Annotated in this window: 22 protein-coding genes and 3 pseudogenes; 17 read left to right on the top strand and 8 right to left on the bottom strand. The window is 47.1% G+C overall.

The features are described from left to right. Window positions 1–1002: 1002 nt before the first annotated feature. A pseudogene (locus EHQ17_RS02375) lies at window positions 1003–1668 on the bottom strand (hypothetical protein); the annotation flags it as partial. A gap of 437 nt (window positions 1669–2105) precedes the next feature. Next, window positions 2106–2744 (bottom strand): LIC_11485 family protein, encoded by a 639-nt coding sequence (locus tag EHQ17_RS02380; RefSeq protein ID WP_135595800.1) that lies wholly within the window; start codon window positions 2742–2744, stop codon window positions 2106–2108. 381 nt (window positions 2745–3125) lie between these two features. Between EHQ17_RS02380 and ccoN the strand changes: the two genes are divergently transcribed. From ccoN to EHQ17_RS02430, 10 genes and pseudogenes are all read left to right on the top strand, one after another. After that, on the top strand, window positions 3126–4547 hold the full coding sequence (gene ccoN, locus EHQ17_RS02385; protein ID WP_135595799.1) for a cytochrome-c oxidase, cbb3-type subunit I: 1422 nt from the start codon (window positions 3126–3128) through the stop codon (window positions 4545–4547). Window positions 4548–4558: 11 nt separating this feature from the next. After that, window positions 4559–5248 (top strand): cytochrome-c oxidase, cbb3-type subunit II, encoded by a 690-nt coding sequence (ccoO, locus tag EHQ17_RS02390; protein WP_135595798.1) that lies wholly within the window; start codon window positions 4559–4561, stop codon window positions 5246–5248. Window positions 5249–5255: 7 nt separating this feature from the next. After that, window positions 5256–5402, top strand: a complete 147-nt coding sequence (locus EHQ17_RS02395; protein ID WP_135595797.1) for a cbb3-type cytochrome c oxidase subunit 3 — start codon at window positions 5256–5258, stop codon at window positions 5400–5402. Between the two features lie 3 nt (window positions 5403–5405). Next, the gene (locus EHQ17_RS02400) at window positions 5406–5939 is read left to right on the top strand and encodes a cbb3-type cytochrome c oxidase N-terminal domain-containing protein (RefSeq protein WP_135595796.1); all 534 of its coding nucleotides are present in this window, start codon (window positions 5406–5408) and stop codon (window positions 5937–5939) included. 115 nt (window positions 5940–6054) lie between these two features. After that, window positions 6055–7386: a cytochrome c oxidase accessory protein CcoG gene (gene ccoG, locus EHQ17_RS02405; RefSeq protein ID WP_135595795.1), complete on the top strand. Its 1332-nt coding sequence runs from the start codon at window positions 6055–6057 to the stop codon at window positions 7384–7386. An 11-nt stretch (window positions 7387–7397) separates the two neighbouring features. Continuing rightward, window positions 7398–7892, top strand: coding sequence for a FixH family protein (locus EHQ17_RS02410; protein WP_135595794.1), 495 nt, complete (start codon window positions 7398–7400; stop codon window positions 7890–7892). Window positions 7893–7904: 12 nt separating this feature from the next. Further along, window positions 7905–10334 (top strand): heavy metal translocating P-type ATPase, encoded by a 2430-nt coding sequence (locus EHQ17_RS02415; RefSeq protein WP_135595793.1) that lies wholly within the window; start codon window positions 7905–7907, stop codon window positions 10332–10334. Beyond that, the gene (gene ccoS / locus EHQ17_RS02420) at window positions 10331–10525 is read left to right on the top strand and encodes a cbb3-type cytochrome oxidase assembly protein CcoS (RefSeq protein WP_135595792.1); all 195 of its coding nucleotides are present in this window, start codon (window positions 10331–10333) and stop codon (window positions 10523–10525) included. Before EHQ17_RS02415 ends, ccoS begins: the two co-directional genes overlap by 4 nt. Continuing rightward, window positions 10515–11267 (top strand): annotated as a pseudogene (locus EHQ17_RS02425) (sulfite exporter TauE/SafE family protein); the annotation flags it as partial. The gene ccoS and the pseudogene EHQ17_RS02425, both read left to right, overlap by 11 nt. Before the next feature lie 155 nt (window positions 11268–11422). Beyond that, complete coding sequence (locus EHQ17_RS02430; protein ID WP_167881140.1) at window positions 11423–13132, top strand: DUF342 domain-containing protein; 1710 nt, start codon at window positions 11423–11425, stop codon at window positions 13130–13132. Here EHQ17_RS02430 and EHQ17_RS02435 read toward each other — a convergent pair. Then, window positions 13118–14410: a citrate synthase family protein gene (locus EHQ17_RS02435; protein ID WP_135595789.1), complete on the bottom strand. Its 1293-nt coding sequence runs from the start codon at window positions 14408–14410 to the stop codon at window positions 13118–13120. The genes EHQ17_RS02430 and EHQ17_RS02435 overlap by 15 nt on opposite strands. A gap of 73 nt (window positions 14411–14483) precedes the next feature. Between EHQ17_RS02435 and EHQ17_RS02440 the strand changes: the two genes are divergently transcribed. The 5 genes from EHQ17_RS02440 (at window position 14484) to EHQ17_RS02460 (ending at window position 19257) form a co-directional block, all read left to right on the top strand. After that, window positions 14484–15617, top strand: a complete 1134-nt coding sequence (locus EHQ17_RS02440; protein WP_135736131.1) for a citrate synthase/methylcitrate synthase — start codon at window positions 14484–14486, stop codon at window positions 15615–15617. A gap of 54 nt (window positions 15618–15671) precedes the next feature. After that, window positions 15672–16787: a helix-turn-helix domain-containing protein gene (locus EHQ17_RS02445; RefSeq protein ID WP_135595787.1), complete on the top strand. Its 1116-nt coding sequence runs from the start codon at window positions 15672–15674 to the stop codon at window positions 16785–16787. Window positions 16788–16940: 153 nt separating this feature from the next. Beyond that, the gene (locus EHQ17_RS02450; RefSeq protein ID WP_135595786.1) at window positions 16941–17918 is read left to right on the top strand and encodes a YHYH protein; all 978 of its coding nucleotides are present in this window, start codon (window positions 16941–16943) and stop codon (window positions 17916–17918) included. Between the two features lie 48 nt (window positions 17919–17966). Beyond that, complete coding sequence (locus EHQ17_RS02455; RefSeq protein ID WP_135595785.1) at window positions 17967–18527, top strand: toxin-antitoxin system YwqK family antitoxin; 561 nt, start codon at window positions 17967–17969, stop codon at window positions 18525–18527. Beyond that, the gene (locus EHQ17_RS02460; protein WP_135595784.1) at window positions 18499–19257 is read left to right on the top strand and encodes an SCO family protein; all 759 of its coding nucleotides are present in this window, start codon (window positions 18499–18501) and stop codon (window positions 19255–19257) included. The genes EHQ17_RS02455 and EHQ17_RS02460 overlap by 29 nt, the downstream gene beginning before the upstream one ends. Window positions 19258–19423: 166 nt before the next feature. Here EHQ17_RS02460 and EHQ17_RS02465 read toward each other — a convergent pair whose 3' ends face one another. The 3 genes from EHQ17_RS02465 to xerD form a co-directional block, all read right to left on the bottom strand. Further along, a complete protein-coding gene (locus tag EHQ17_RS02465; protein ID WP_135595804.1) occupies window positions 19424–19825 on the bottom strand; it encodes an LA_2478/LA_2722/LA_4182 family protein in 402 nt (133 codons plus the stop codon). 5 nt (window positions 19826–19830) lie between these two features. Then, window positions 19831–20259, bottom strand: coding sequence for an ATP-binding protein (locus EHQ17_RS02470; protein ID WP_135595803.1), 429 nt, complete (start codon window positions 20257–20259; stop codon window positions 19831–19833). 71 nt (window positions 20260–20330) lie between these two features. Further along, entirely contained in the window at window positions 20331–21227 is an 897-nt protein-coding gene (xerD, locus tag EHQ17_RS02475; RefSeq protein WP_135595783.1) for a site-specific tyrosine recombinase XerD, read from the bottom strand. Window positions 21228–21321: 94 nt separating this feature from the next. On the opposite strand from xerD, the pseudogene EHQ17_RS02480 reads away from it, so the two are divergent. After that, window positions 21322–21939, top strand: a pseudogene (locus EHQ17_RS02480) (tetratricopeptide repeat protein); the annotation flags it as partial. Window positions 21940–21944: 5 nt separating this feature from the next. After that, window positions 21945–22979 carry an LA_2486 family SGNH/GDSL-type esterase gene (locus EHQ17_RS02485; protein WP_425460668.1) on the top strand — a complete coding sequence of 345 codons (1035 nt, stop codon included), beginning with the start codon at window positions 21945–21947 and terminating at the stop codon, window positions 22977–22979. Window positions 22980–23056: 77 nt separating this feature from the next. Here EHQ17_RS02485 and EHQ17_RS02490 read toward each other — a convergent pair whose 3' ends face one another. Beyond that, window positions 23057–24493, bottom strand: a complete 1437-nt coding sequence (locus EHQ17_RS02490; RefSeq protein WP_135595781.1) for an MBOAT family O-acyltransferase — start codon at window positions 24491–24493, stop codon at window positions 23057–23059. After that, a complete protein-coding gene (locus EHQ17_RS02495) occupies window positions 24483–25832 on the bottom strand; it encodes an LA_2490 family SGNH/GDSL-type esterase (RefSeq protein ID WP_135595780.1) in 1350 nt (449 codons plus the stop codon). The genes EHQ17_RS02490 and EHQ17_RS02495 overlap by 11 nt, the downstream gene beginning before the upstream one ends. Window positions 25833–25988: the final 156 nt, after the last annotated feature.

Below are 25988 nucleotides of genomic sequence, written 5' to 3' on the forward strand. Positions count from 1 at the left end.
AAAGAACACGAGTTTAGAAGCAAAGCCGCGACGGAAAACGAAATTACAAACAAAGTTTAGAATCAAAACCCGATTAGAAAGCGCAAGACCACAATCGCGGCGCAACAGAGAAAACCCCGACTCAATAAAATAAACTACGAACGGATCAAAAACAAAAAGCGATCGCCGACTTCCGTCAAAGTAGGAAACGGAAATCAACCAAACGTCACTGCAAAACCAATCGAAACTTAGAAAAGGCGATGCGATCTTTTGTAACAAGAGCGGAGTTTAACAGTAACAAAAGAACACGAGTTTAGAAGCAATGATCGACGTTTGTTGCGAGCGCCAACTACACCAAACTTCCAGCGCTCGCATACAAAAGCGGACAATCCACAGAAATCAGATGCGGCTCCGTACGTAGTTCGAAACAAACCCTGCGAAGGAAAACGTAACGAAACATAACGCAACGCTCCGAACATCGGCGCGAATGAAGATTCGAAACAAAACCCGCGACCAAAACGGCACAAAACAGAAGACAAAACGAAGAAACAAAAATGAAAACGCCGTTAATACAAATACAAATACAAATACAAATACAAATACAAATACAAATACAAATACAAATACAAATACAAATACGAAACAAACCTCATCAAACCCGTTGCGCGGTGCGCATACTTCGCGTTCTTTTTGTTTTGCGTTGCACCGCGTTTCTCGTGACAACACCATATCACGCTTCTCGTGCGAGATCCCGTGGCTGCGGCTGGGTGGCCACTTGGCACAAACGTCCATCTCGCTTCCTCTTACATTTCCTGCGTGAGCGGGCCGCAGGGCGCGAAGCGTCCTCGTAGAGGACGAGCGGGAATCCGTGAGCCCGGAGTCACGCGACTCGGAGCCGCCGGAATATTCCAAAAAATGAATGTAGTTCGGCCGACCACCGGCGGCTCCGAGACACGCCCCGAACCCCCTAAACCTGCTACCAAGGAGCAAAACGGGTAAATCTACGACCGGTTCGGAGTTTTTTTAATAATTTCTTTTTTGTATGATTTTACGAAGTTCTTTTACAAACGGAGAATTCTCTTCCGCATTCGGATTGATTCGATTCAGATACGCTTTGGCCCAGTTCTCTGCCTCTTCGTATTTTCCCTGCTCCGCATAAATTCGCGCAATCAGAGTCACCGCGCGTTCCTGCTGTTCTCCTTTTGAGTCCAACTCCGGTTTTTTACGTATCAATTTGATTGCCTGCAATAGATATCTTCTCGCGGAATCTTTTCTTTCGGTGACGGACAACATTTCCCCCAAGGATACAAGTGCGATCGTTTGAAAATTTTCCGGGGCTTCGGTGATCAATCGTAAGTACTGCGCTTCGGCTTCCTGAGTTTTTCCGTTTCCTCGCAAGGACCGAGCAACCTCGAATACGGCCTTCCACTTTTCTTCTTCGGAATCGATCTGTTCCGTGATCGTATTCGCGTCGTTAGACGATTCCGCCGTCAACCTCGCGCCCTCTAATCGGGCTGCGTTCGACGATTTTCCCTGCCCTCCCGCCTGATCGAATTCGCTCTTCGCGTTGTTTCTTTGATTTTCTCTAAGACGTAAAACTCCCCGCTTGTACCCACTCTCCGAAGGATCCTCTTTCTTTTTGTCCTTCTTCTTTTTCAAACTGGTTTTGGAAGAATTCGGCAACCGCGTTTGAGATACGTTCCCTTCCGAAACGACGGAGGTCGTTTCTCCTTTCGGGGCGACAACCTTCGTCCCTTTTTCAGATTCGTTTTTGTCTCCTTGGGATTCGGAGATCGTTTCGCTTGCCCTTGCCTCTCCACCTTCGCCCAAAGTAGAAGACGATTTTTTTTCTTCCGCGCCGATTCGACTCGAACTCGAGCTACTTGACCTCGTCGCTGCGTTAGTCGCGCTCTTTCCCGACTCCTCTCGTTCTTCCGTTTCCCGACCGGAAAACGTTTCGACCTCGGCGGATTCTTCCGGAAACGGAAGCGGCATATCCGCAAACAAGGCTCCCCCGGAGCCCCGCGTCTTCCCTCCGAAACCGATTCCGATCGCGGACAAGAAATACAAACAGAAAAATAAAACGAAATAGTCGTTTCTGTAACGAACCTTCACTTCGATCGCCTTCATCGTATTTCCGAGGAGCCCCGAGAACCAGTTCCCGTAGAATTCGATCGCGGAGGACGAATCAAATTCGGTCGATCCCCTTCCCCCTTACTTCCGTTCGAAGCATTTCTGTCAGGAGAAAGTACACCCGGGTCTTCTCCTCGATGCAAATCGGGTTTTTTCTCCCGATCCTCCGTCGGAAGTGCGTCGCTTTCGGTGGGCAGTTTCGGAGTTCCGACTCCCTCTCTTCTGCCTTCCCGCAGAGAATCCTTTCCTTCCGGAGAATTCGTTTCCGGAAGGAGCTCGTTCTTCTGCCTTTCCCGCTCATATCGATCGATTTCCAACGAGGAAGAATTCTCCGAACGAAAACCCGATAACTCAGGATCGCTATAACGAATCGACCTTCGTTTCCTGTTATAATTGCGTTCAATATCTTCCAAAAAAAGGGCTTTTCGATCCAGTTCCTTGGCTTGGTCGTCGAAAGCCGCCCCTTCTTTTCCCCTCTGAATCCCGATCAGAACCGCCAGAGAAACACCTAAAACGGCCAAAGAAACACCCGTGTAAAGAAGAGTCTTTTGCACCTGGGGAGGCAAATTCCTCGAAAGCTGATCGATCGAAGACATCCCCGATTGAAGTTTATCTTTGAAATTGAGATCCATCGTATTATTCTCGGACGTTTTCGAAATTCTACCGAGAAAGAGAAACTTCGCACGCACTTTTTTTGAGGACAAATCCAAGGAAAATCAGGTTCTCTTTTCTTGAGATCTTTTCTCAAAAAAAGGAAAAAGGAAGGACTATATTCGATTTCCCCCATTTTTCAACAACCGAAAGCGCAAACGGACCGCTTGACAATTATCATGCCGTTTCTCTTCGAAGCACGCCTCCGATTTCTTCCCTTACTTAACCGGTTTGAATATAAGGTAAAATTGATAGGATTTCGAAAAAGTAGAAGACATTCGTAATTTATAAATATTGAATATCTTCTACTTTACGAAACTTTTTAAATCGAAAGGAATAATCGAATCGGGAGACAAAATCTCATGAGCCAAACGAACGCCAAATACAACGATTCCATCGTAAAAGGGTTCATCATATCGGCTATGATTTGGGGCGTCGCCTCCATGTTAGTGGGGGTCCTCGCCGCATTTCAGATGGTTTATCCGGAACTGAATTTCACTCAGTATTTCAGTTTCGGAAGAATCAGACCATTACACACGAACGCGGCGATATTCGGTTTCGCATTGAGCATCATCTTTGCGACCGCCTATCATCTCATTCAAAGGTTATGCCGGGTTAGAATCTGGAGCGACACCCTGGCAAACATTCATTTCGTATTATACAACCTGACGATCGTCCTGGCTGCGATCACGCTTCCGCTTGGACTCAATCAGTCCAAGGAATACGCGGAGTTGGAATGGCCGCTCGACCTTTTGATCGTGGTCTGGTTTGTGATCTTTATAATCAATTTTTTCGCGACCATTTTCACGAGAGAGGAGAAACAACTTTACGCGGCTATATGGTTTTACATCGCGTCTTTCGTGACCGTTCCGATTCTTTTTATCGTGAACAATCTTTCGATTCCAGTCGGTTTGGGAAAATCCTATTCGATCTTTTCCGGGGTTTACGACGCGAACATCCAGTGGTGGTACGGCCATAACGCGGTAGCATTCGTTTTGACGACTCCGTTTTTGGGATTGATGTATTATTACTTTCCGAAACATATAAAACAACCGATCTATAGTCACAGACTTTCGATCATCCATTTTTGGTCTCTGATCTTCATCTACATTTGGGCCGGCCCGCACCACTTGCTCAACACACCTCTTCCAGAGTGGTTACAAACGACCGGAATGGCGTTTTCGATTATGCTCTGGATGCCTTCCTGGGGAGGAATGTTGAACGGATTCCTAACCTTGACCCAAGCCAAGGAAAAAATCAAAACGGACGCACTTCTCAAGATGATGCTCGTGGGGATCACGTTCTACGGAATGTCCACGTTCGAAGGACCGTTGTTGTCTATCCGTTCGATCAGCGCGCTCGGTCACAACACGGATTGGATCGTCGGTCACGTCCACTCCGGAACCTTAGGTTGGGTCGGAATGATGTCCTTTGCCGCAATCTATTATCTCGTACCTAGATTATGGAATTCTAATCTTTATTCCGAAAAACTCGCTAACGTCCACTTCTGGCTCGCGACCCTCGGAATTCTACTTTATATCGTTTCGATGTGGGTTTCGGGAATCACGGAGGGATCCATGTGGAGAGCCGTTGACGAAAAAGGATTTTTACAATATCCGAATTGGGTACAGATCACCGAAGTACTCAAACCCTTCCGTTTTGCAAGAGGTGTGGCAGGAACCTTGTATCTGAGCGGGGTTTTCGTCATGATCTATAACGTGATTAAGACGATTAAAAACTCCGGATCCGGTTTTCAGGAAGCGGATTTGAGAGTGAAGGAATAAGGAGCGAACGTATGAAATTATTCGACATTCTTTTGGATTGGTTTTCCGGTTTTACGGATAAGTGGGAAAAACAAGGAGTTAAATTTACCGTTTATACGACGATCGCCGTTTTGATCGGCGGAATTTTCGAATTGATTCCTCCGTTTTTCATCTCGAGAACGGCGGTCCCGATTCAAGGAGTAAAGCCGTTCTCCGCTTTGGAATTGGCGGGAAGAGACGTCTATCAAAAGGAAGGATGTATCAACTGTCATACGCAGATGGTTCGTCCTTTCAAATGGGAAGTGGATCGATTCGACCCGTCGAAGGCCTACGGAAGAGACGGTTATTCCAAAGCGGGTGAATTCGTCTACGACCATCCGTTTCTCTGGGGATCAAAACGCACCGGTCCCGACTTGGCGCACGAATCACAAATCCAACCTTCGTATGCTTGGCATAAAACACATCTGATCAATCCGAGGGATACTTCTCCCGGATCCGTTATGCCCGCTTACCCTTGGCTTTTCGAACCCTCGGCTACTTTGGACGCAAAGGAAATCGTAAGTCACATGAAAGGGTTAGCAAAGGTGGGGGTTCCCTATACGGAAGCGGACTACGCCGCTGCCCAAAAGGAATTGGAAGGAAAGACGGAAGGTGATGCAATCATCGCGTATCTTCTCAAATTAGGAAAGGACACCGCAGAATTGTCCAAGTCCATACAGTGAGGCCGGAATGGAACTCGAACTGATACAAATTTATAAGTTTGCAAGACTGCCGTTGCTCGTTCTTGCGATCGTGTTGATCACGGCGTACGTGTACAACAAAAAAAGGAAAACCCAAATGGAAGAGCCCAAGTTTAGAATGTTGGAGGAGGATTGATCCATGACTCACGATTCAAATAAGGAATTCGACGGAATCAGACAGGAAGACAATCCGATGCCGGAATGGTGGAAATGGATCTTCGTAATCTGCGTGGTATTCGCGATCGGTTATTCGATCTACTTTCACAAGTATTCTCAATGGGGACAGGAAGTCGCATACGAAAACGAAGTCAAGGAACACGAAACGAAATTTCCGAAAGCGGTCGAGATACAAAGCGACGACGGAAGCAATCCTTTACGTGGAAACGCGCAAGCGATCGCGGAAGGCGAAAAACTTTTCAAGACCGTCTGCGCGGCCTGTCACGGTCCTACCGGACAAGGTCTGGTCGGACCAAACCTTGTGGACGCGGAGTGGATCCACGGAACTACCGATTTAGAAGTTTATAATACGATCATGAAAGGAATCACGGTCGAAAAAACCAAACTCGGTAGAGGACCGATGCCTCCGCACGAAAATTCACTCGGAGGAGAAAAAGTGTATCAAGTAATGGCTTGGCTCGCTTCTCAAAATCCGAGTCTAAAGGCATCCCGATAAATTGAAGTTTTTCCGCTTTTACGTTTTGAAATTCCGGGACGTAAAAGCGGACGTTCGAAACTCGAAGACGAAACCGCACTCGGTTCCGCTTTGAAAAATCAAAAGGAGAACTTGAATGGTAATCTCCAGACATATCACGGGTAAAATCCGTTCCGCACGTTACGCGGTGGAAGCGGTTTTGATCCCACTCTATCTTTTTTTACCTTGGCTTCGCTGGGAGGGTCATCCATGGATCCGCCTCGATATTCCCGCCCGTAAATTCTACCTACTCGGAAATATCTTCACCCCGCAAGAAGGTTACTTTCTTCATCTATTCCTGATCACGATGGGCCTTTCGTTGTTTTTCTTTACCACTCTGATCGGACGGGTATGGTGCGGATGGGCCTGTCCGCAAACCGTTTTTACGGATCTTTTCGATTGGATCGGAAGGAGTGTCCTCGGTTCCAAATACGGTAAGAAGGACGCGCCCTTTTTCGGGAAGGTTTTCGTACATTTTTTATGGATCACCGTATCACTGTTAGGCGCTCTCGCATGGATTTCGTATTTCGCGGACCCCTACGAAATGATAAGCGACGTCCGAGCGTCTTCGTTTTGGATCACTCCACCGGTTTGGATTTATTTCACCGGATTTTTTACCGCCACTCTCTACGCAGATATGGCCTTTGTTCGCGAACAATTCTGCAAATACGCCTGCCCTTACGCTAGATTCCAAACCGTAATGATGGACGCGGATTCGGTGAATATTACGTACGATTTCAAACGCGGGGAACCGAGAAGGAAAGCCGGCGTACAAGAGGGTGATTGCACTGCGTGTAACCTTTGTTTGGTGGTATGTCCCACCGGAATCGACATACGCGAAGGTGTTAACGTAGGTTGTATCGCTTGCGGAAAATGTTCGGACGCCTGCACCAAAACCATGGGAAAAGAAGGAAAAAAAACGCTCATCGGATATTTTTCCGAAAATCAGGCGAAACAACCGGGAACACCGATTCGGTGGATACGACCCAGAAGTATCGTCTACGGAACTCTTTTGACGTGCGTGTTGATTACCGCATTCGTTCTGTTATACGAAAGAACGCCAATGTATGCGAACATACTTCCGGACCGAATCATCCAACCGATGGAGGTTCCAGGCGGAGTCGTAAGAAATTTCTACAACGGGAACCTGCTCAACCTGACATTCGAAAAAAGGACCTGGAATCTAAGGATCGTCGATTCGACGTTACGCACACCGGTAAGGATCCTTATGGGAGGAACCGAGATTCCGTCCTTACAAGTGGAAGGAAACGGCTCCGAGAATTTTCGCGTCATTTTGGAAGCCGGCATTCAACCGGAAGATCGCCTGATTCATACACACAAAATTTCGTTGGAACTTCAGGACGTTGAGAACGAAAAAAATAGAATGAAAAAGACGGTTCCGTTTTTAATACCGCAAAACGGGCGTTAAGGAAAAATAAAATGGCTCTGCATAAAAGTATGAAAGTCGCTTTCGTTTGGGTGGGGATCGCTTTTGTCGCATTAATTTCGGCTACCGCAATAACGATCCGATACGCGAGCGAAGGTTATACGGGCCCGATCGAAAAAGAATATTACGAAAAAGGATTAAACTACGAAAAGGCTATTCTGGAGCAGAAAAACATGATCGCTGCGGGATATTCTTTCGACGGTGATTTATTTTCTAAGGAACCCAAACTCGAACGTGGAAAAAATCGGACCATTATCCGTTTTTCGAAATCGGGCGCGGCGATCACCGGAGCGAAACTCGAAATCCAACTCGAACGGTCCGCCACCGATCTTTGGAATCGAACGATCCAATTGAAAGAGGATTCTAAACGCCCCGGAGAATATTCCGGAATTCTTGAGTTCTCGGAAACGGGTCGTTGGATCCTGACCGTAAAAGGGGAAAACTCCGGCAAAACTCTAAGGCGTACGTTCGAGGTGGAAATTCGCTAAACGGCGCAATCTATGAGAACGATTTCTAAAACGGTAAACTGCTATCACTGTAACACTCCCATCAACGACGAAAGGGACGTCGTCTTAGGAGAAATATCCGGCAAACGAGAAAGTTTCTGCTGCGCCGGTTGCAAAACCTTGGCGACACTTCTCGTAAGTCACGGACTGACACAATTCTACGCCCTACGCGGATCGGAACGTTTGGAACCGATCCAAGAAACGAAAGAAAGGGACGAAAACCTAGAAATCGAATCCGTATATGAAGAATACGTAAACAAGTTGGAAAACGGATATTACGAAACTTTGATTACGATCGGAAAGATACACTGTTCCGCCTGCGTTTGGTTAAACGAAAAAGTCCTTTCCGCGCGGGAAGGAGTGCGCGAGGTAAGAATCAATTTCGCAACCGGAAGAATGAAATTGACCTACGACCGAAAACTGATCACGTTAGACGAAATCTTTTCTTTAATACGGAGTATAGGATACGAACCTTCCTTATACTCCCCTCTAAAAGCCGAAAAAAGTATCGGCGTATTTTCCAAGGATATTTTCTACAGGATGGCCGTTGCGGGATTCTCCTGGGGCAATATAATGCTTTTCAGCGTCGGCCTCTATACCGGATACTTTTCCGGAATAGAGGCCGAATTCAAAAAACTATTCCATTACGTTTCTTGGATATTCGCTACACCCGCCTACCTCTACGCAGGATACCCGTTTTATAAGGGAGCCGTCGAATCGATCAAACGTAAGATGCTTACGATGGATACGCTTCTTTTTTCTGGAGTTTCGTTGGCGTATTTTTACAGCGTCTACGTAACGTTGACCGATCGAGGAGAAGTGTATTTCGATTCCGTTTGTACCATTTATTTTTTCATACTCATCGGAAAATTCTTGGAGTCGGCCATACGTCTGAAGGCGGGGAGAAAAGTGGGCGAACTTTTATCCACTCTTCCCCAAGAGTATTCCGTTTTATCCGTCGGCAAGGAAATCAGGATCGCACCTGGAAAAATTCAAAGAGGAGATCGCCTCATCCTCAAAAACGGAAATCGTGTTCCCGTGGACGGAATCGTAAGAATTCCCCAAGCATACTTCGATGAATCTTTTTTAACGGGCGAATCGGAACCGGTCGTCCGCAAACAGGGAGACCCAGTCCTATCCGGATCGATCTGTCTGAGTTCGAACGCCGAAATAGAAGCCACCACAACCGCGAAGGAAAGCACGTTATCCCGTATATCCGCATTGATCGAAACCTCCCTTCAGGCAAAACCTAAACTCCAAAGAACTACGGATCGTTTTTCCGCGCATTTCATCAGGGTAGTAATCGCGATTGCGATTGCAACTTTTTGTATATTCGGATTTTATAAACAAGACTGGGAGGCGGCGACTCTTAATACGATCAGCGTTCTGATCGTCGCCTGTCCCTGTGCCTTAGGACTCGCCGTACCCGCGGCCTATGTGGTCGGAAACCTGATGCACGGAACCAAGGGAATTTTAGTGAAAAACCCCGACTCGATGGAAATCCTGAGCCGCGCCACCAGAATTTATTTCGATAAAACCGGGACCCTGACTTCCGGAAAATTGGCCGTTCGAAACGAATGGTTCTCGGAACCGAAACGAAAAAACGAATTCTACTCCTTAGTTTATTCTTTGGAAAGCGCCTCCTCCCATCCTCTGGCGGAAAGTCTCAAACGGGAGATCACCCTCAAAGAAAGACCCGACCGCCTAACAACGATTTCATGGAAGGAAATCCGGGAGATTCCCGGCGCCGGAATGGAAGGAACCGTCGCTTCCGGAGAAAGTTACCGCGTAGGTAGCCTTGGTTTTGTTTCCTACGGAACCCGCTCCTCGGACGGGAAGGTGTATCTCGGTAAAAAAGGGGAATTACTAGCCTCCTTTAGCCTGGAAGATACGGTCCGCCCCGAAGCGAAAGCCGCATTACAGCGATTAAAGGAAAGAATTCCCTATATCGAAATCCTTTCCGGGGATTCCAAATCTAAAGTCCAATCCCTGGCTTCCACCTTGGACTTGGAACGTTACTCATACGAATTAAAACCCGAAGACAAACTCGCGGTAATCCAAAAATCGCAGAAGGAAGGCGAAACCGTCGTGATGGTCGGGGACGGAATCAACGACTCCGCATGTCTCGCCGCGGCGGATTTAGGGATTTCCATGGGAATCGCGTCCGATCTTTCCATAGACAAATCGGATCTGGTTCTGATTTCCAATCGTCTCGATTCGCTCGCAGCGGCGGCGCAGATATCCAGAAAAACGAAACGTATTATAATTCAGAATATTCTAATTTCCTTATCTTACAATTCCATAATGCTTCCATTGGCCGCTTTCGGATTTATGTTGCCCGTAATTTGCGCCGGTTTTATGACACTCAGTTCGCTGACCGTCGTTCTCAATTCGATATCCCTTTCCTGGAGGACAAAAATTTGAACGCTTTGTATCTTACCATCCCGATCGCGATGGCGATCGCGTTGGGTGCGTTGGCCGTTTTCTTTTGGTCGTTGAAATCGGGACAGTTCGAGGACATAGAAGGTCCGAAATACAGGATGTTATTCGACGACGAAGAGGAAACCTTTCTCAAAAATAAAAACGAGGAACGGGAGAAAAAAGGTGCAAACTGAATTCCTACTCACCGCCTTATCCGTCGCATTCCTTCACGGTTTGACGAGTTCGTTGCACTGCCTCGGGATGTGCGGCCCCTTCGCAGGAACGCTCAACATCGCCGGAGGAAACGGGACATACGTCTCAAACCTTCTCTACAACACGGGAAGACTCGTCTCCTATTCGTTGTTAGGCGCGGTGATCGGTTTTTTAGGAACCGGTTTGAATCTCGCGGGAAAATTGGTCTCCTTACAACAATTCGCGGCCGTCGTTTCCGGAATTTTCGTAGTCCTATTCGGTTTGGGATTGATACGCAAAGGATCTCCCGAAAGTTCGGGAGTATATCATAAAATACTTAATTTCTTTGCGGGTCCCCTTCTCGTCTCGATCCGAAGCGGAAAAAACGTCCCTTCCACGGCTTTGGCCTTCGGCATGGTCACGGGGCTTCTTCCTTGCGCGGTTTTATATCCCGCTTTCGGTCTTGCGTTGGCCGCCGCGGATCCAGCGATCAGCGCGCTCGTCATGGGCGTTTTTTTTCTCGGAACGTTTCCCGCACTATTTCTTTTCGGAATCGGTTTTCGACAACTTCTACTCAAACTTCCCCGTGGGATCGTCCGCTACGGAGGAATCGTCGTCGTCCTCGTAGGAATATCCATGATCTTCTTCCGTATGAACCATTCGCACGAGAACCATGATCCTTCCTCGCACCGATCCGCCTCGGAATGGAATCGTTCCGATTCCGAAAACGCGCCGCACACGAACACAAACGTACCAAACGGGAACGGATCCCCGGAGGAACTGGAAAACTCGCACGACAACCACCGCCATCATTGAGAAAATTTCTTTACTAACGCTCAAGTTTTTCGGGGAGATTTCGATTGTAAAAATGAAGAATGATTTCTACACTGAAACCGCGAATGAGCGATTCTCTAAAGAATTTTACGGATTCTCTTCTTAAGGATCTGGAAGAAAACGAAAACGGATTTTTTAAGATCGAAAACGAGGAAGGCCTCGCCTATCTTTCCGTTTTTTCTGCTGGAAAAAAAGGAAAGGCAGTGGATCCGAAGGAAGTGTTTCGTAGAATCGAACTGTTTCAGATCACCGAAATTTCCTCTTCCATCATCAAGGATCTCATTCATAAGGCGGACGGGCTTTCTCATCTGATCGGCAAATGGCCCGGTAAGCCGGAAAGTTCCCGGATAGAAATCGAAATTCAAGAAGACAAAATGAAGGCTTTCCTTCTTTTTCATCCTCCAAAATACGGAGGAAGAATCCTGACTTCGGAACAAATTTTAGAATCGATCCGTTTGAACGGAATCGTACACGGCGTGTTTGCGGAAAAAATCGAAACACTTTCCAAAGAACCGGAGTACGGGAAAAAGATTCTCATCGCGGAAGGAACACATCCGATCGCCGGAAAAAACGGAGACATTCGCGTCCTATTCATTCATCCTGAATATCCTCATCTCGAAGAGGACGAACACGGTAGAGTAGATTTTAAGAATATTCAAATTATTCAAAGTGTTTCTAAAACGCAGAAGCTCGCGGAAAAAATCGCACCGGTCCCCGGTAAGGAAGGAAAAAACGTTCTCGGTCAGATTCTACCCTTCGACGCGGGTAAGGAAGCCGAATGGAAATTGGGCGCCAACGTTCATCTTTCTTCTGACGGGAATTCGATCCATTCCCTCATCGACGGTAGACCTATTTTGGACCGACAAGGAACCGTTCGTGTGGATGAAGTCTGCCATCTCGAAAACGTGGATTTCTCCACAGGCAACGTAAATTTTCCGGGAACCATCATCGTAGAAGGAACGATAGCCGACGGTTTTACGTTGGAAACGGAAGGTTCGATCATCGTAAAAAAATCCGTAGGCAAGGTGTTTCTCAAAGCGGCCGGAGACGTGGTTCTTTCCGGAGGTTTTATGGGAAGGAACGGAGGCCTCATCGAATCGGGCGCGGATATCTATACCCGATTCGTGGAACAAGGAAGACTGATCGCAAAAAACACGATCTTTATCGAAGAGGCTTCGATGCATTCGGAACTGGTAGCGGGCGAATCGGTCGTTATCCGCGGGGGAAGGGGTGAACTTATCGGAGGAAGTTGTGTTGCGGGTAAGGCGGTCGTCTGTACGAAGTTAGGCGCCATTGCCGAGACGAAAACCTCCGTTTCTGTCGGAATCCGTCCCGAACTTCTTTCCGATCTTGAAAAACTCAAGGAAGAGATCCGCAAAAATCAGGACATACTCAAAAAAGTAGAACTAAGTCTCACCAAATTGAACGAAGATTCTCAGAGGAGACAACTTACCCAGGAAGAAAAGGAAAGTATTCCCAAACTCTCCTCGATCAAACAGAAATATTCAGGAATCCTAAATCATCTTCTCGGTCAGGAACAGTCGATGATCATGGGTTTCGAACCGGACAAGGACTCCTACGTCGAAGTGGAGCAGGAGATATTTCCGGGAGTGGATATTTATCCGGGAAAAGGAAAAAACTTTAAAGTCCGTCTGAAGGAAATTCCCGGACCGTCTTTCGTATTTTTAGGTCCCGACGGAAACCCTCAGGTGACGAAGGTGAGAAAACAACGCCTCGGAATCCTTCAGGAGGAAATCAAATCAACGACCGGGTAAAATTCCTACATAACGCGCCCTCGGACGGATCAAACGATCGGAAGCGTATTGTTCCATCGAATGCGCGATCCAACCCGCGCATCGACCGATGGCGAATAACGCAAGCCCCGCTCCTTTCGGAAGTTTCAACGTCCTACATACCAAAGCCAATCCGGCGTCGATCGTCGGATAATCTCCCAAAAGACGCACCGCCTCCTCTATCAGTACCTTTGCGGAAAGGAATTCACGGTTTTTCGGAAAAAGCGATTCCGTTAGTTCGGTAAGTTTTTTGGCGCGAGGATCACCGTCTTTGTAAAACGGATGACCGAATCCTGGAATCGTTTCCCCTCGTTTCAGCTTTTCGACCAACAAGGATTTCGGATCCTTCCGTTTCGGATCCAACTCCGCCAACAACTCGATTGTTTTTTCCGTGAGAAGGCCGTGTCGGTTTCCGGACAAGGCGCCTAACGCAGCGATCACCGCCTGATACAAACTCGCGTCGCTGGAAGCCACACAACGAGCCGTAAATGCGGAAACGTTCAGCTCGTGATCCGCGGAAAGAATCAAGGCGGCCTCGATCAAACGGATCGCCTTTTTGTCCTCCTGGTTCGGTTGAACGTTTTTTTTGAGTTCGATAGGAACCGATCTTTTTCCTTTGACTGCCTCCTCCTTCCACGAGTACCAGAGTATTTCGGATATGGAACGGTTTCCCTTAGGTTTGGATCCGGATGCGAACAAGGCAAGAAGTCGAACGATCCGGACTCCGGTTTTACGTAACGCGTCCTGAGTTCTCAAAAAGGAAATCGGGTCTAAGTATTCCGAAACACCCAAAAGGATTCTGCAAAGATCGATCAAAGGACGATCCTTTAGTTCCGCATAACAATACAAAGACGATCCGTCCCAAACGGGCCATTCCGAATCGAACGCGGAAACTCCTTCGTTCTCCCACAAAAGATCGCACACGGATTCGAAACGCGAGGTTTCGCTCAACGTTTCCGCATTCTGGCCCCTATAATAAAGGGAGGAATTTTCGATCATCGAGATCGAAGATTCCAGAACCGGTTGACCGAACGTAAGAGCGGCCTTTGCGGTCCTTCCGGGATTCAACTTTTCCTCCCGTTGTATGAGAAGCCTCTCCACCTCTTCCCTACGATACCGTTTGGTCCGATCCTTGGAACCGCTGGATTCCGAACGGAGAATCCCGCGGCTAACATACGCGTAGACGGTTTCTACCTCGACGCCCAGTTCCTGGGCGGTCTCCAACGCGGATAAAAACGGTTTTTTCTGCTCGTTCTTCATATATTGACAATAAAATCAATATTGATTGATATGAGTCAATCAAGTAAACTTTATCCTGAACAAGGAAAAAAATATGGAAACGATAAATCGGCTTTTAGAGGAAAAGAAATACAGTCCCGGTTTGGAGGGAATCCCAGCGGTAAAAACGAGGATTTCGAAGGTGGACGGATCGGGCGGCAGACTGATCGTGGCGGGTTATCCCGTGGAGGAATTCGCGGACAAAACGGATTTCGAACAGACCTTTTATCTTTTGCTGGAGGATAAACTTCCCGAATCCGGAGAAACGAAACGTATACGGGAAAATCTCGTAGCCGCGAGGAGATTTTCCGAAACACAAAGATCCATTTTGGAAAACGCCGTATCGCAGGGAGCTTCTCTCATCGAATGTCTGCGTATAGGAGCGGCTTCGCTTTCTTTGGGTAAACCGTTCGCTTCTTCTTTGGAGGAAAGTTATGCGGTCGTTGCCTCCTTACCGTTGATTCTCGCCTGGGTGTATCGTCTCCGACTCGGGAAAAAGCCGATTCTACCGGACCGGAATCTGAAACAGGCGGAGAACTTTTTATACATGCTCGGAATTTCCCCCGATCCTCAAAAAACGAAAGCCCTGAACACCTACTGGAACACGGTCGCGGATCACGGACTCAATGCGTCCACATTTACTGCAAGAGTGATCGTATCCACTCAATCCGATCTTATCTCCGCCGCCACGGGAGCGATCGGAGCTCTCAAAGGTCCGTTACACGGAGGAGCTCCCGGTCCCGCGTTGGATACAGTCTTCGCCATCGGTAAAAAGGAAAACGCGGAAATCTATCTGCGAAACCTTCTGGAAGCGGGACAACGTTTGATGGGTTTCGGCCATAGGATTTATAAGGTGAGGGATCCGAGGGCGGACGTATTGGCAAAGGCCGCGCGAAAACTCTACCAACGTCCCGAACTCCGCGAATTTTACGAACTCGCTATGTATGTCGAATCGGTAGCGCTTCGTCTTTTGAAGGAGTACAAACCGAATCGAGTCCTACAAACCAATGTGGAATTTTACACCGCACTTTTGTTACACGGACTCGAACTTCCTACGGAATTGTTTACGCCCGTTTTTGCCCTAGGAAGGGCGGCCGGATGGATGGCGCATTGTTTGGAGCAAAAAAAAGAAAGAATCCTAAGACCGGACGCGATTTATATCGGGAACGAAGAGAGACACTGGAATTAAAAATAGGGAGTCGCGCTTTCGAAGGATTTTTCGTCCAATCCTTCGAAAGATTTTATGCCTTCGACTCCTTATTACCTTTTTCCGATCACTTTGGCGCATACGATATTCTGTCTCGCGTTTTTGCTCACCAAACGCAAAAAAGGCGCCCACGATCTGATCGGTTCGATATGGATCCTTTTGGTTTTTTTATCCTGCGTTAGACGCGCATTGCATCTGAACGATTCTCACGAAGACTGGAATTGGTTTTTAAAAATCATTTCCTATCCGCTCGCCTACGGCCCCTGTCTGTATCTTTACACCGCTACTTTGGTCAAGGAGGGCTTCGTCTTCCGGGCAAAACATACGCTTCACTTTTTTCCGTTCGTATTTTTTTCGTTCGTTTCCTATGTTCCGGGGATCGAAACGGAAACCTATCGGATCGATCTGAAGAACTCCGCCTCCTGGTATTCCTCTTTGATAAACGGAGTGGCGGTTCCTCTTTCGATCGTTTCCTATAGTTGGATTTCGTTTCGTCTGATACGAAAACACGCCAATCGGGTCAGGGATTTTTTTTCGTATGAAGATCTCGAAATCACCTTACGCTGGTTAATCGGAGTTTGTATCCTTTTTCTGACGATCCTGTTCGTTCAAACTTCCTTTTTGGTTTTGAAGTTTCTGTCCGAACCGCCCTATACTTCTCCTCGATTGACCAACGGCTTTATGGTCGGATTTTTGTTTCTGCTTTCGTTTTTTATTTTACGTCAAAAAACCGTATTTTCCGAAAATACGATCCGAACCCGTACCGAAAACAACGGAGACTCGGAAAAATATTCAAAATCCCGTTTGGAATCGGAGCGAATGACTCGGATCGCGGACGAATTGATCCGCTACATGGAACACCATAAACCGTATCTTCGAGACGACTTGGGAATTCAGGAAATAGCGCAAGCGCTTCAAATAAGCACGAACCATCTGAGCCAGGCGCTCAATCTGCATCTTGGAAAGAATTTTTTTACTCTTACGAACGAATACAGGATCGAAGAAGTAAAACAAAGACTCAAGGACTCCGAATTCAAGGACTATCCCGTTCTTAGAATCGGTCTGGAATGCGGATTCAATTCCAAATCCTCTTTTTATTCCGTGTTTCGCAAAATGACGGGACAAAGACCGGGAGAATACAAACGAGAATAAAATTGTCCCTCCGTTTCGGTTCAAACCAATGGGATTGGACCCGAAATAAATAAACGCGGAAAAATAAACACTTGAAACGGACGTATATTTCTGATATCGATACCTCTTATCGATTTTTAGTCGATTTCCTGATACAATATCCTCGGAGAAGTTATGAAACTGATTCTTCCAAAAAAAAACCACGGAGCCCGAAAACAGGGAGCTTCCCCCGCATCTAACTTTTTTTTTCGCACGCTGGGAGTTGCGACTCTCGCCCTCGTCCTGTTGGCAACGTCTTTCGCTCAATCCGCTTGTAAACCGAAGGAAAGCGACGACTCAGTTGCCATTGCAATCGCGGCGGCGGCCGTCGCGGCAAACACTCCGGCTTCCTGCGTTTCCACAACGACCACGAACGTCAATCCGGCAACTTGTTCGATCCCTGGAGCAGTAAACAACGGAGCGGACGATCTAGGATTGGGCGGTCCTACTTGTAATACGCAGATCGACGCAGCGGCTCCTTGTTGGATGAAGGAGAATTTTCACTGCGTTACGATCACCGTTTCCGGAAACAACTACGTCATCACAACCAACGACCTTCCCCCTTATAAAAGTTATTATTACAGCGTAGCGTCCGGATTCCACGAAACGATGGGAACGGGTAGATTCGGAAATCCGAACTCTATCTCGGCTCAGAATATCACGTTCACCATCCCGATGACCCCCACCTGCACTTCCAACGTAAGTTCCACTTCGGGCGCGGGTTTGGACGCGTTAGGCGTCACAGTACACGGAGTCGTCCTTTTCAACAACCAAGCGGCTCCCGGAGACAGTCTCGCGACCGAATACCAGACTATGGATCAATCCGAAGGCCATCCCCAAAACACGGGCAAGTATCATCACCATACGGAGCCGTATAAAATCACGCAGGACGGATCGGAGCTGGTGGGAATCATGCTCGATGGTTTCCCGATTTACGGAAAAAAAACCCAGGAAGGAACCTATCCCACTTTGGATAACGTGACTCATACGAGAACCTGCACGACGACCCACTTTCCCAACGGAACCTACTGTTATCACGTAGGAAACGGAACCGGAGTAAACGGTTATCTGATCGGAAGTTATTTCCGCGGCGTAAAGGGAAACGTCAACTAACACGTGTAAACGAAAGGAGGCGGAGCGCTTCGCCTCCAAAACGGAAACATGAAAACGAAATCGATCGTATTGTTTTTTCTATTTATATCCAACGGATGCCAAAACGGAACCGTCGTACCGCATACGGATCCGGGGTTGACCCGTTCGGGGGAATTTTTATTCCATCATGGAAAAAAGTTCGACGGAGTGTTGGAAACGAAACTCGATGCGATCCAAGTCGTACGCAAAACTTCGTACCGGGAAGGTCTTCCGGACGGAATCGAAAAGGAAATGTATCAAAACAGAATCCTTTCCTCGGAACGGAATTTTACGAGGGGCAAAAAAACGGGAATCCACCGAGGTTGGTACCCCGACGGAAAACGTAGGTTTCAATATTCCTATCAAAACGGGGAATTACACGGAGACGTTTGGGAATGGCATTCCTCCGGGAGCCTAATCACCTACGCGAAATACTGGAACGGCCAACTACTCGGAAAAAAAGTATGGAGACCGGACGGGCAAATATATGCAAATTTCGTAATGCAATCCGGTCGTCCGATGGGACTCCCCGGATCCAAACTTTGCTGGCAGGTAAGATCGGATGAAAACGAAAAAACGAAATCCTTTTGATTTGGCGAATACGTTCGATCGAATCGTCTTCTCTGCTGTTCTGTTTTTTTGTTCGATTCTGTTTCCGGATTGTGGACCTTCCGATCCCGCGTCTGAATACGGTTCGTCCGTAACGGAGTTGTCGATTCCGAAACGATCCTTACCTTATTTTAAGGGAAAGGATTTACAACCGATCTGGTTGGACGACTCCGAGCTCCAAAACGCTACCTCCTTACGGGGAATCACGAAATTTCAATTCGTCGATCAGGAAGGAAAGACAGTTTCCTCCGCCGATCTCAAAGGATCTCTTTCGGTCATATCCTTTTTTTTCACACGTTGTTCCGGAATTTGTCCCACGATTACGGACCATCTGAAAACGGTACAAGAGGAATGCGCCAAAGACGGCAGGGTTCGGATCGTTTCCTTTTCCGTAACACCCGACTTAGACAGCCCCGAAGAATTAAAACGTTATGCGCAACAGCGCGGAATTCGTCGGAAGTTCTGGAATCTACTCACGGGCTCCAAAAGCGCAATTTATAAAATGGCCCGCGAATCTTTCAACGCAGATACGATCACTCCCGGGGAGACAAGGAAGGGCGTAGGGCCGAACGATTTTTTGCATTCTGAAAGCGTTTATCTATTGGACGAACGACTAAGACTCCGCGGAATTTACAACGGGAGAAATCTCGGATCCATAAGGGAATTGATCGGGGATATGGAACGCCTTAAATTAGAATCTTCTAATTTATGAATGCTGATTTTGGTATCGAAAAACTTCTTCGAAACGAAAGTTGGGCGGGCCCGAAGGAATCCGTATCTTTCCGACATCGATTGTGAAAAACGATGCGAAGCGTTTTCCGCCTTTCTACGGAACGTTTTCGTTCTTTCCTAAAAAGACGTTTCGATTTGAGAGGAATTCATTCCTCTTTTGAGGATTGAAACAATTCCAGGCAGGAAGGAATTCCTCCTCCCTCCATCTCTTCGCAAGGAACCTTGAGAAGATCCTCCATACAGACTTTCACCTTGGCGATCTGTGCGTCCGTTACCTTTTCGTATTCGTCCGGAAGAATGCTCTGATCTTTCTGCTCTTCCATACATTGTTCCACGGAATACGCAGGGTTTTCGGAGGTTTTTTCCGAAGCGGGAAGCGTTTCCAAATATCGGGACGCGCACTCCGCAGTTTTCGTACATAGACGAGTGAAATAATCGCGACTCAACTTTTGAACCTCTTGTTTCGAAAGGGACGGTCCTTTTTTGCAGAAGAAAATTCCCGAAACGGAAAGTAAAAAAAAGGAAAACGAAAAAATTCCGAAGCGCATCCATCTCATTTGAGTTTTGTGAGAATCAGCCGGTTTCCTTCGGGCAAGGATTGATCCAGATAAAAATGATCCGTGAGTTTTTTCACGAGATACAAGCCGATTCCCTCCTCCCGATAATCATTGGGTTCATAACCTCGAATTTCGGAAAGATTTTTCTGACTTCCGAAGTCGCGAATTCTCACTTCCATACGATTGTCGAAAAGAGCGATCTCCAAAAAAATCGGCAGATTTCTTTTTCCGGAATACGAATGTTTGATGACGTTGAGGAGACATTCTCCGACTGCGAGTTTTAGATCCGCCGAATCGCCGGCCGTAAATCCGTTTTCGAACGCAAGATTGTAGATCATACTACGTATGATGGAAAGATAACGCGGATGTGATGGAATCTGCAATCGGAACAGATTTTCGAAGTTTCGCTTTTTTCCGGAATCCATTTCGATCGATACAAGCCGAGTTTTTAAGTTCCCGTCCACCGAATTTTCCGCGGGACGGGCGCCTAAACGTTTTATCCTCTTGGATGAAACTTCTTATGAACTTCTTTGAGGGTTTTGTTCGCCATATGAGTATAAATCTGAGTGGTGGAAATATCGATATGACCCAAAAGTTCCTGAACCGATTTTAGATCCGCGTGGTTTTCCAAAAGGTGCGTCGCAAACGAGTGACGCAGAGTATGCGGAGTCACCTTTTTTGATATGGAAGTCCGTTTGATGTAATGGTTGAGAAGTCGCCAAACCGACTTACGGTTGATATACGATCCTTTTTTGGAAACGAACAGATATTCGCAGTTTCTACTTTTTAGGATAAAAGGACGGCTCTGTTTCAGATAACGGTTGAGGATGTCCAAGGACTTTTCGCCGAACGGAACGAGCCTTTGTCTACCTCCTTTTCCTTCGACGGTCAAAGTCATTCCTTCCAAATCCATATCGCCGAGTTTGAGGTTGCAGGCTTCCGAAATTCTCAAACCGGAAGAATATAATAATTCGAAAATACATTTGTCCCGAAGTTCGTAGAGATTGTCTTCGCGGATCGTTGAGAATAAATCCTCGATCTCTTCCTGGGTCAGATAATCGGGAATACTCCGCATCACTTCCGGAGTTTCGATCTTTTCCGTCGGATTCGTGTCTAACTTCTTTTCGTCTTTCAGGAACTTGTAAAACTGACGGATGGCGACCACTTCCCGAGCGATGGTTTTGGAGCTGATCTTACGGTCTTTTTCCTCGTTCAAAAAACGCATGATATCATTCGCCTGAACTTCCAGGAAATCGATGTGTTCCTTTTCCAGAAAGTTTTTGAACTTATTCAGATCGTATCCGTAGGAATAGATCGAGTTGTCGCTTAATCCCTTTTCTACGGAGAGATATTCCTGGAAATTTTGAAGTAGGTTGTTGTGCGATGATGTCACTGTTTTTAGTCCCGTCTGAAATGTTTAACAAGTACTAAATCCTTCGGACGTTTCCTCCCAAGAGAATTAAACTTTTTTATGTTGCCTTAACTCTTTGTGGGAAAATTCTAAACGAAACCCCGGACAGTTTCGACCTTTGAAATTTTTTTTTTAGGGGAAGAACGCAAAAACTTCTGCAAATATGAGACTAAATATCCGATACGTTTGCCTCTTCCTTTTTCTGCCCTTTTTTTTCGCGTGTTATTCCGGAGAGGAAATGGTATGGGACGCAAGGAATTCCTTATCCAAAGGAAATACGGCGGAAGCGATGCGCCTCTACGAACTCATTCTCAAAAAAGACCCCAAACATCTGGAAGCCAATCGTACCTTGGGAATGATCCTTGCGGACAGCGGACTGGCGCTCAATTCGGCGGCGTTTTATCTGGAACGCGCGGAAAACGTCCTTCCCGGAGATTCTTCCCTTTTACTCTATCTTTTAGAGATCCATTTGCAAGAAAAAGACAGGGATAAAACCAAATCGATTTTGGAAAAATTCTCCAAAGGCAAGGACAAGGAAGCGGAGAACTACGCTCTGTTTCTCCGGGATTGCCTTTTGGAAAAAAGAAAAAATCAGACCGAATTCAACAAATTCAAAACCGATACGATCCAGGAATCGCTTCCCCCCGCGAGGCGTATGTTTTTGCGGTGCGAACTTTCCTTGTATTCCGCGACTACCTCATGAAACAAAAATTCCGTTTTTTTCGGATCGTCTTATACTCGCTCATCGTCTTATTCTTGTTAGGCGAGTCCTATCTACGGATGTTTCCGCCCGCCGGTCTGATTTATCGCCTCCGCGACAAACGCGTTCATTGTATCGAAGAACGTGAAATCCCGGAAATCATGCTTTGTCCGGATTCGGACACGGTGCTTCCCCACCCCGCCGGATTTACGTTTCGGGTTCGGGTAAACCGCTACGCCGAACGGATCGTTTCCGAACAACCTTATGTACCCGCTTCCGAGCCAGAAGTTTGGTTGATGGGAGATTCGATCGCGTACGGCTTTGGACAAAACGATCCGGATACCATCGCATGGAAACTGCAAGAGGCGCTTTCCTCCAAAAAGATACGCGTCCGCAATCTGGGCGTGGATTCCTTAGGCACGGGCGGCATCCAAAGAAGAATGGAACGCGCGCTCGACTGCGAGAGCACCGGCTTCCGCAAGAATTGTATTCTTCCCAAAGCTGTGTTTTGGATCTACCATCCTTCCGATCTTCAGGACGTACATAGGGAATTCTACTTAAGAAATTCCTTATATGGAAGATGGTTGTTCCGCGCCTCGGTTTTTTTGTCGAGATACAGCGCCCTTTACAATTACTCCAAAATAGAAAACGAAAATCGTAGATTGGCCAAACTGAGGGAACTAGGCCCGGAACCGATTCCGGAAACCCTTTCCGGAACTCCGGACGATCACCCGTCTTTTCGCGAGATGAGAAACCTTTTTTCTATATGCAAAAAACGAAATATTCCTTTGACGGTGGTATTGTACCCGAACGGAACGTATTCTTTGACCCCTCTTCCTTCCACTCCACTTTTGGATCAGGTCGCCGAAATCGCGAAACGCTCCGGAATTCCGGTTTTAGATACTAGATCGGAATTCATACGCCGTTACGAAACGCAGAAAACCGAATTTTATCTGCAAAACGACGGGCACCCGAATCCCACTTCCGCAAAACTGATCGCGGATCGGATTTTGGAACGGATTCCACGAGATTAATCGGAAACAATCGGACTTTCTTAAAAAATTCCGCGCGACCGGAACGAACCCGATCGTTTTTCATCGTTATACGACTTTCAAAATTGGAAATATAAAAACGGTTGGCTTACGGTTACGCTGTAGAGGATAAAACCGACCAGAATCATCATCGCCGAAAGCGAGTAGACGACCCAAGGACGTTCCTGAATTCCCTCCATCCATTCCTTCCTTTTTTCCTGAAGGAAGTCCGCTCCAAACAATACTACGACCGCAAAAATCACCCCGAACGGTACGTGTAGACTCTGTCCGCTTTCAAACGAAAAACTCCGTTTTACGATTGCGAACGCAAGATCCAAACTCGTGGAATATCCGTATTCCGGGGAAGGTTTGGCGCGGAAGAAAAACATCGAAAAGGAAAAAACGAAAAACGGATACGAGTATTTGATCCATTCCGGAATTTTATCCCAGCCACGTTTGAGAACCGAAAACGAAAAGATAAACCGTTCGAAGACCATCACGGAAGCGTGACAGGCTCCCCAAATCACGAAGTTCCAATCCGCTCCGTGCCAGATTCCGCTCACGAACGTGGTGATGAACACGTTGAAATAAGCGCGCGGAATGCTGACCCGATTTCCTCCGAGGGATATATAGATATAATCCCGAAGCCACGAGGAAAAGGAGATATGCCATCTTCTCCAAAATTCGGTTACCGTCTGAGATAAAAACGGACGAACAAAATTCTCCGGAATCCTATATCCCATAATTCTACCGGTTCCGATCGCTACATCCGAATATCCGGAAAAGTCGCAATAGATCTGAAAGGAAAATAAAAACGAGGTCAACAGTAAGGATCCAGAATCATACGCTCCCGGATTGGAGAACACCGGATCCACGGTCAAAGAAATGGGATCGGCTACGAAAGTTTTTTTGAATAATCCCCACGAAAGTTGACGAATTCCCGGTAAAAGGTTTTCCTTTCGATAGACGTAATTCTCCAAAAATTGATGGAGCATATCCTGGGCCCGAATGATCGGCCCGGCGACCAACTGCGGAAAAAACGATAGAAACAATCCGAACTGAAACAGACTTTTCGCCTGCGGAACCGTCCCTCGATAAACGTCCACCGCGTAGGAAATTGCCTGAAGCGTAAAAAAGGAAATTCCCATCGGCAACATAGCGCCCGTCAGAGGAACATACGCCGGGTCGCATGGTTTCGCGTTTACGAATAGATTCCAAGCCTGGATCGAAAAATCCATATATTTGAAAACGTACAAAAGGGCCAGATTTCCCCAAACGGCCAGATTCAAAAAAAACAGTTTGGCAATTTTTCCGGCGGCGGCGTCCATTCCTCGTACGGAATAATACGTTAGAACAATTGAATATACCAAAAGAAGAATAAAAGGAATTTTGAATATAGCATAGAAATAAAGACTGGCCAAAAGGAGCCACACCCTTTGAAATCTGACCGGAAGCCAAAAGTAAGCAAGGATTACCACGGGAGCGAATATGAGATATTGAACGGAATTAAAGAGCATTCTTCGTATCCAATTCCTTGAGCTGTTTGATTAGGGCGCGTTTGGCCCAATTATTTCCCGGAACCGTCAAATGCCCGTCTCCCGGGATGAAATAATCCCGGATTCCCGAAAATTTTTTTCCGAAAGGGGTTTCTAAAATTTCTCCGCACATTTCCGCTGCCTCCGTCCTAAGCCGCAACACCGGAACGCCTTTTTTTTCGAAGTAATCTCCCGCGCGCAACGCGTAGTTTTCCAAAGGATGATACATTCCCCGGTTTCTACAATAAATCTCCTCGACTTGAACCGGCATCAAAACGACCACGAGACGGATCCCGTTTTCCCGGGTGAATCGCACCATTTCGTCGTAGGCAGCCCGAGTGATTTTCGGGAGCGGTTCGAGGGACGACAAACTGGGTTCCTTTTTCTGGCAGACGAAATAATCGGGAATCGGCTCGGGACAAAATTTGGCTTTGTAGTCGGTGAGGTCCATGGTTTCCGGTGTAGGGGGAAGAACGGAAACAACATTCAGCTTTTCGAATGTGGTTCCGGGAGCAGAGCAGTTTTTCGACGGAGGAGATCGAAAAAAAGAATCCTTCATGTATTTGGCCGGGGTTTGTTCTGCACCGGAAGAAGAGGAAAATCCAGTGGACTCCCATTCTACTCGAACCTTATCCCGTGCGAATGCATATTGTACTTTCAGCTGTTCGTAGGCCAACTTCAAGGCGAGTAACGTGTAGGAGACGCGCGATAATTCGAATTGAATCCGGAAATTTCTATTGAACGAAGGATCCTTGTCTCGAATTTCATCGACCTCGTCGTCCGATAACATTCCTTTGGCCCGTAATTCTTCCGGTAAGGTGAAATCGTTCGCGGATACGAAAAACAAAACTTCTTTTAGATTTTTCAGCCGAGGCGAAAGGTCTTTGAGTCTTCGTAGGGCGCCCGAGGATCCGTATGCGTCCACGGCCAAATTCAGGGATTGACGAGCTCGCCCTTTTAATTCGATTCCGTTCAATTGATGACAGAACGTGTCCTCGTCCGAAACTCCGAAACCCATCACCAGACTATCTCCTAAACAAGCGAGTTTGGGTTTGTCGTCGTCCGGCTCTTCGATTCCGCGTAAGCCCAAGGAATTGGTTCTGAATCTTCCTTCCCATTTTCCCGCATGATGACGGATATAAATGTCTTGTTTCGGTTCCAAATCCACATAGTAGATCGGGTTGTATCGGTGTAGGATCTTTTGATCGCGGTAGTATTGCAAAGAAGGGGCTCGGAGGACGCTGAGCAAAACCTCGGTTCCGACAAAAACGACGAAGAAGAAAAGAAGGCCCCTTCCGGCCCAGGAAAAGAATCCTTTCATGGATACGGGAGAGGTTGAAACATAAGTGCCCGTTGGCAAGCGAATTTGTCGGTGGTAGGGTTGGCGGGCGGGAGGTCCCGCGAAACTTTGTCGGACCAATCGTGGGAAAGCGGGAGGTCCCGCGAAACTTTGTCGGACCAATCGTAGAAAAGCGGG

Origin of the sequence: Leptospira gomenensis, from assembly GCF_004770155.1 — a bacterium.
GTDB lineage: Bacteria > Spirochaetota > Leptospiria > Leptospirales > Leptospiraceae > Leptospira > Leptospira gomenensis.

Coding starts and splice junctions, on each gene's coding strand:
- EHQ17_RS02445 (WP_135595787.1), top strand. CDS start 15,672: ATGCCTTCGACTCCTTATTACCTTTTTCCGATCACTTTGGCGCATACG.
- EHQ17_RS02435 (WP_135595789.1), bottom strand. CDS start 14,410: ATGAAGAACGAGCAGAAAAAACCGTTTTTATCCGCGTTGGAGACCGCC.
- EHQ17_RS02395 (WP_135595797.1), top strand. CDS start 5,256: ATGGAACTCGAACTGATACAAATTTATAAGTTTGCAAGACTGCCGTTG.
- EHQ17_RS02410 (WP_135595794.1), top strand. CDS start 7,398: ATGGCTCTGCATAAAAGTATGAAAGTCGCTTTCGTTTGGGTGGGGATC.
- EHQ17_RS02465 (WP_135595804.1), bottom strand. CDS start 19,825: ATGCGCTTCGGAATTTTTTCGTTTTCCTTTTTTTTACTTTCCGTTTCG.
- EHQ17_RS02455 (WP_135595785.1), top strand. CDS start 17,967: ATGAAAACGAAATCGATCGTATTGTTTTTTCTATTTATATCCAACGGA.
- ccoN (WP_135595799.1), top strand. CDS start 3,126: ATGAGCCAAACGAACGCCAAATACAACGATTCCATCGTAAAAGGGTTC.
- EHQ17_RS02400 (WP_135595796.1), top strand. CDS start 5,406: ATGACTCACGATTCAAATAAGGAATTCGACGGAATCAGACAGGAAGAC.
- EHQ17_RS02380 (WP_135595800.1), bottom strand. CDS start 2,744: ATGGATCTCAATTTCAAAGATAAACTTCAATCGGGGATGTCTTCGATC.
- ccoO (WP_135595798.1), top strand. CDS start 4,559: ATGAAATTATTCGACATTCTTTTGGATTGGTTTTCCGGTTTTACGGAT.
- ccoG (WP_135595795.1), top strand. CDS start 6,055: ATGGTAATCTCCAGACATATCACGGGTAAAATCCGTTCCGCACGTTAC.
- EHQ17_RS02460 (WP_135595784.1), top strand. CDS start 18,499: ATGAAAACGAAAAAACGAAATCCTTTTGATTTGGCGAATACGTTCGAT.
- EHQ17_RS02495 (WP_135595780.1), bottom strand. CDS start 25,832: ATGAAAGGATTCTTTTCCTGGGCCGGAAGGGGCCTTCTTTTCTTCTTC.
- EHQ17_RS02430 (WP_167881140.1), top strand. CDS start 11,423: ATGAGCGATTCTCTAAAGAATTTTACGGATTCTCTTCTTAAGGATCTG.
- EHQ17_RS02485 (WP_425460668.1), top strand. CDS start 21,945: ATGAAACAAAAATTCCGTTTTTTTCGGATCGTCTTATACTCGCTCATC.
- EHQ17_RS02415 (WP_135595793.1), top strand. CDS start 7,905: ATGAGAACGATTTCTAAAACGGTAAACTGCTATCACTGTAACACTCCC.
- EHQ17_RS02450 (WP_135595786.1), top strand. CDS start 16,941: ATGAAACTGATTCTTCCAAAAAAAAACCACGGAGCCCGAAAACAGGGA.
- EHQ17_RS02470 (WP_135595803.1), bottom strand. CDS start 20,259: ATGGATTCCGGAAAAAAGCGAAACTTCGAAAATCTGTTCCGATTGCAG.
- EHQ17_RS02490 (WP_135595781.1), bottom strand. CDS start 24,493: ATGCTCTTTAATTCCGTTCAATATCTCATATTCGCTCCCGTGGTAATC.
- EHQ17_RS02440 (WP_135736131.1), top strand. CDS start 14,484: ATGGAAACGATAAATCGGCTTTTAGAGGAAAAGAAATACAGTCCCGGT.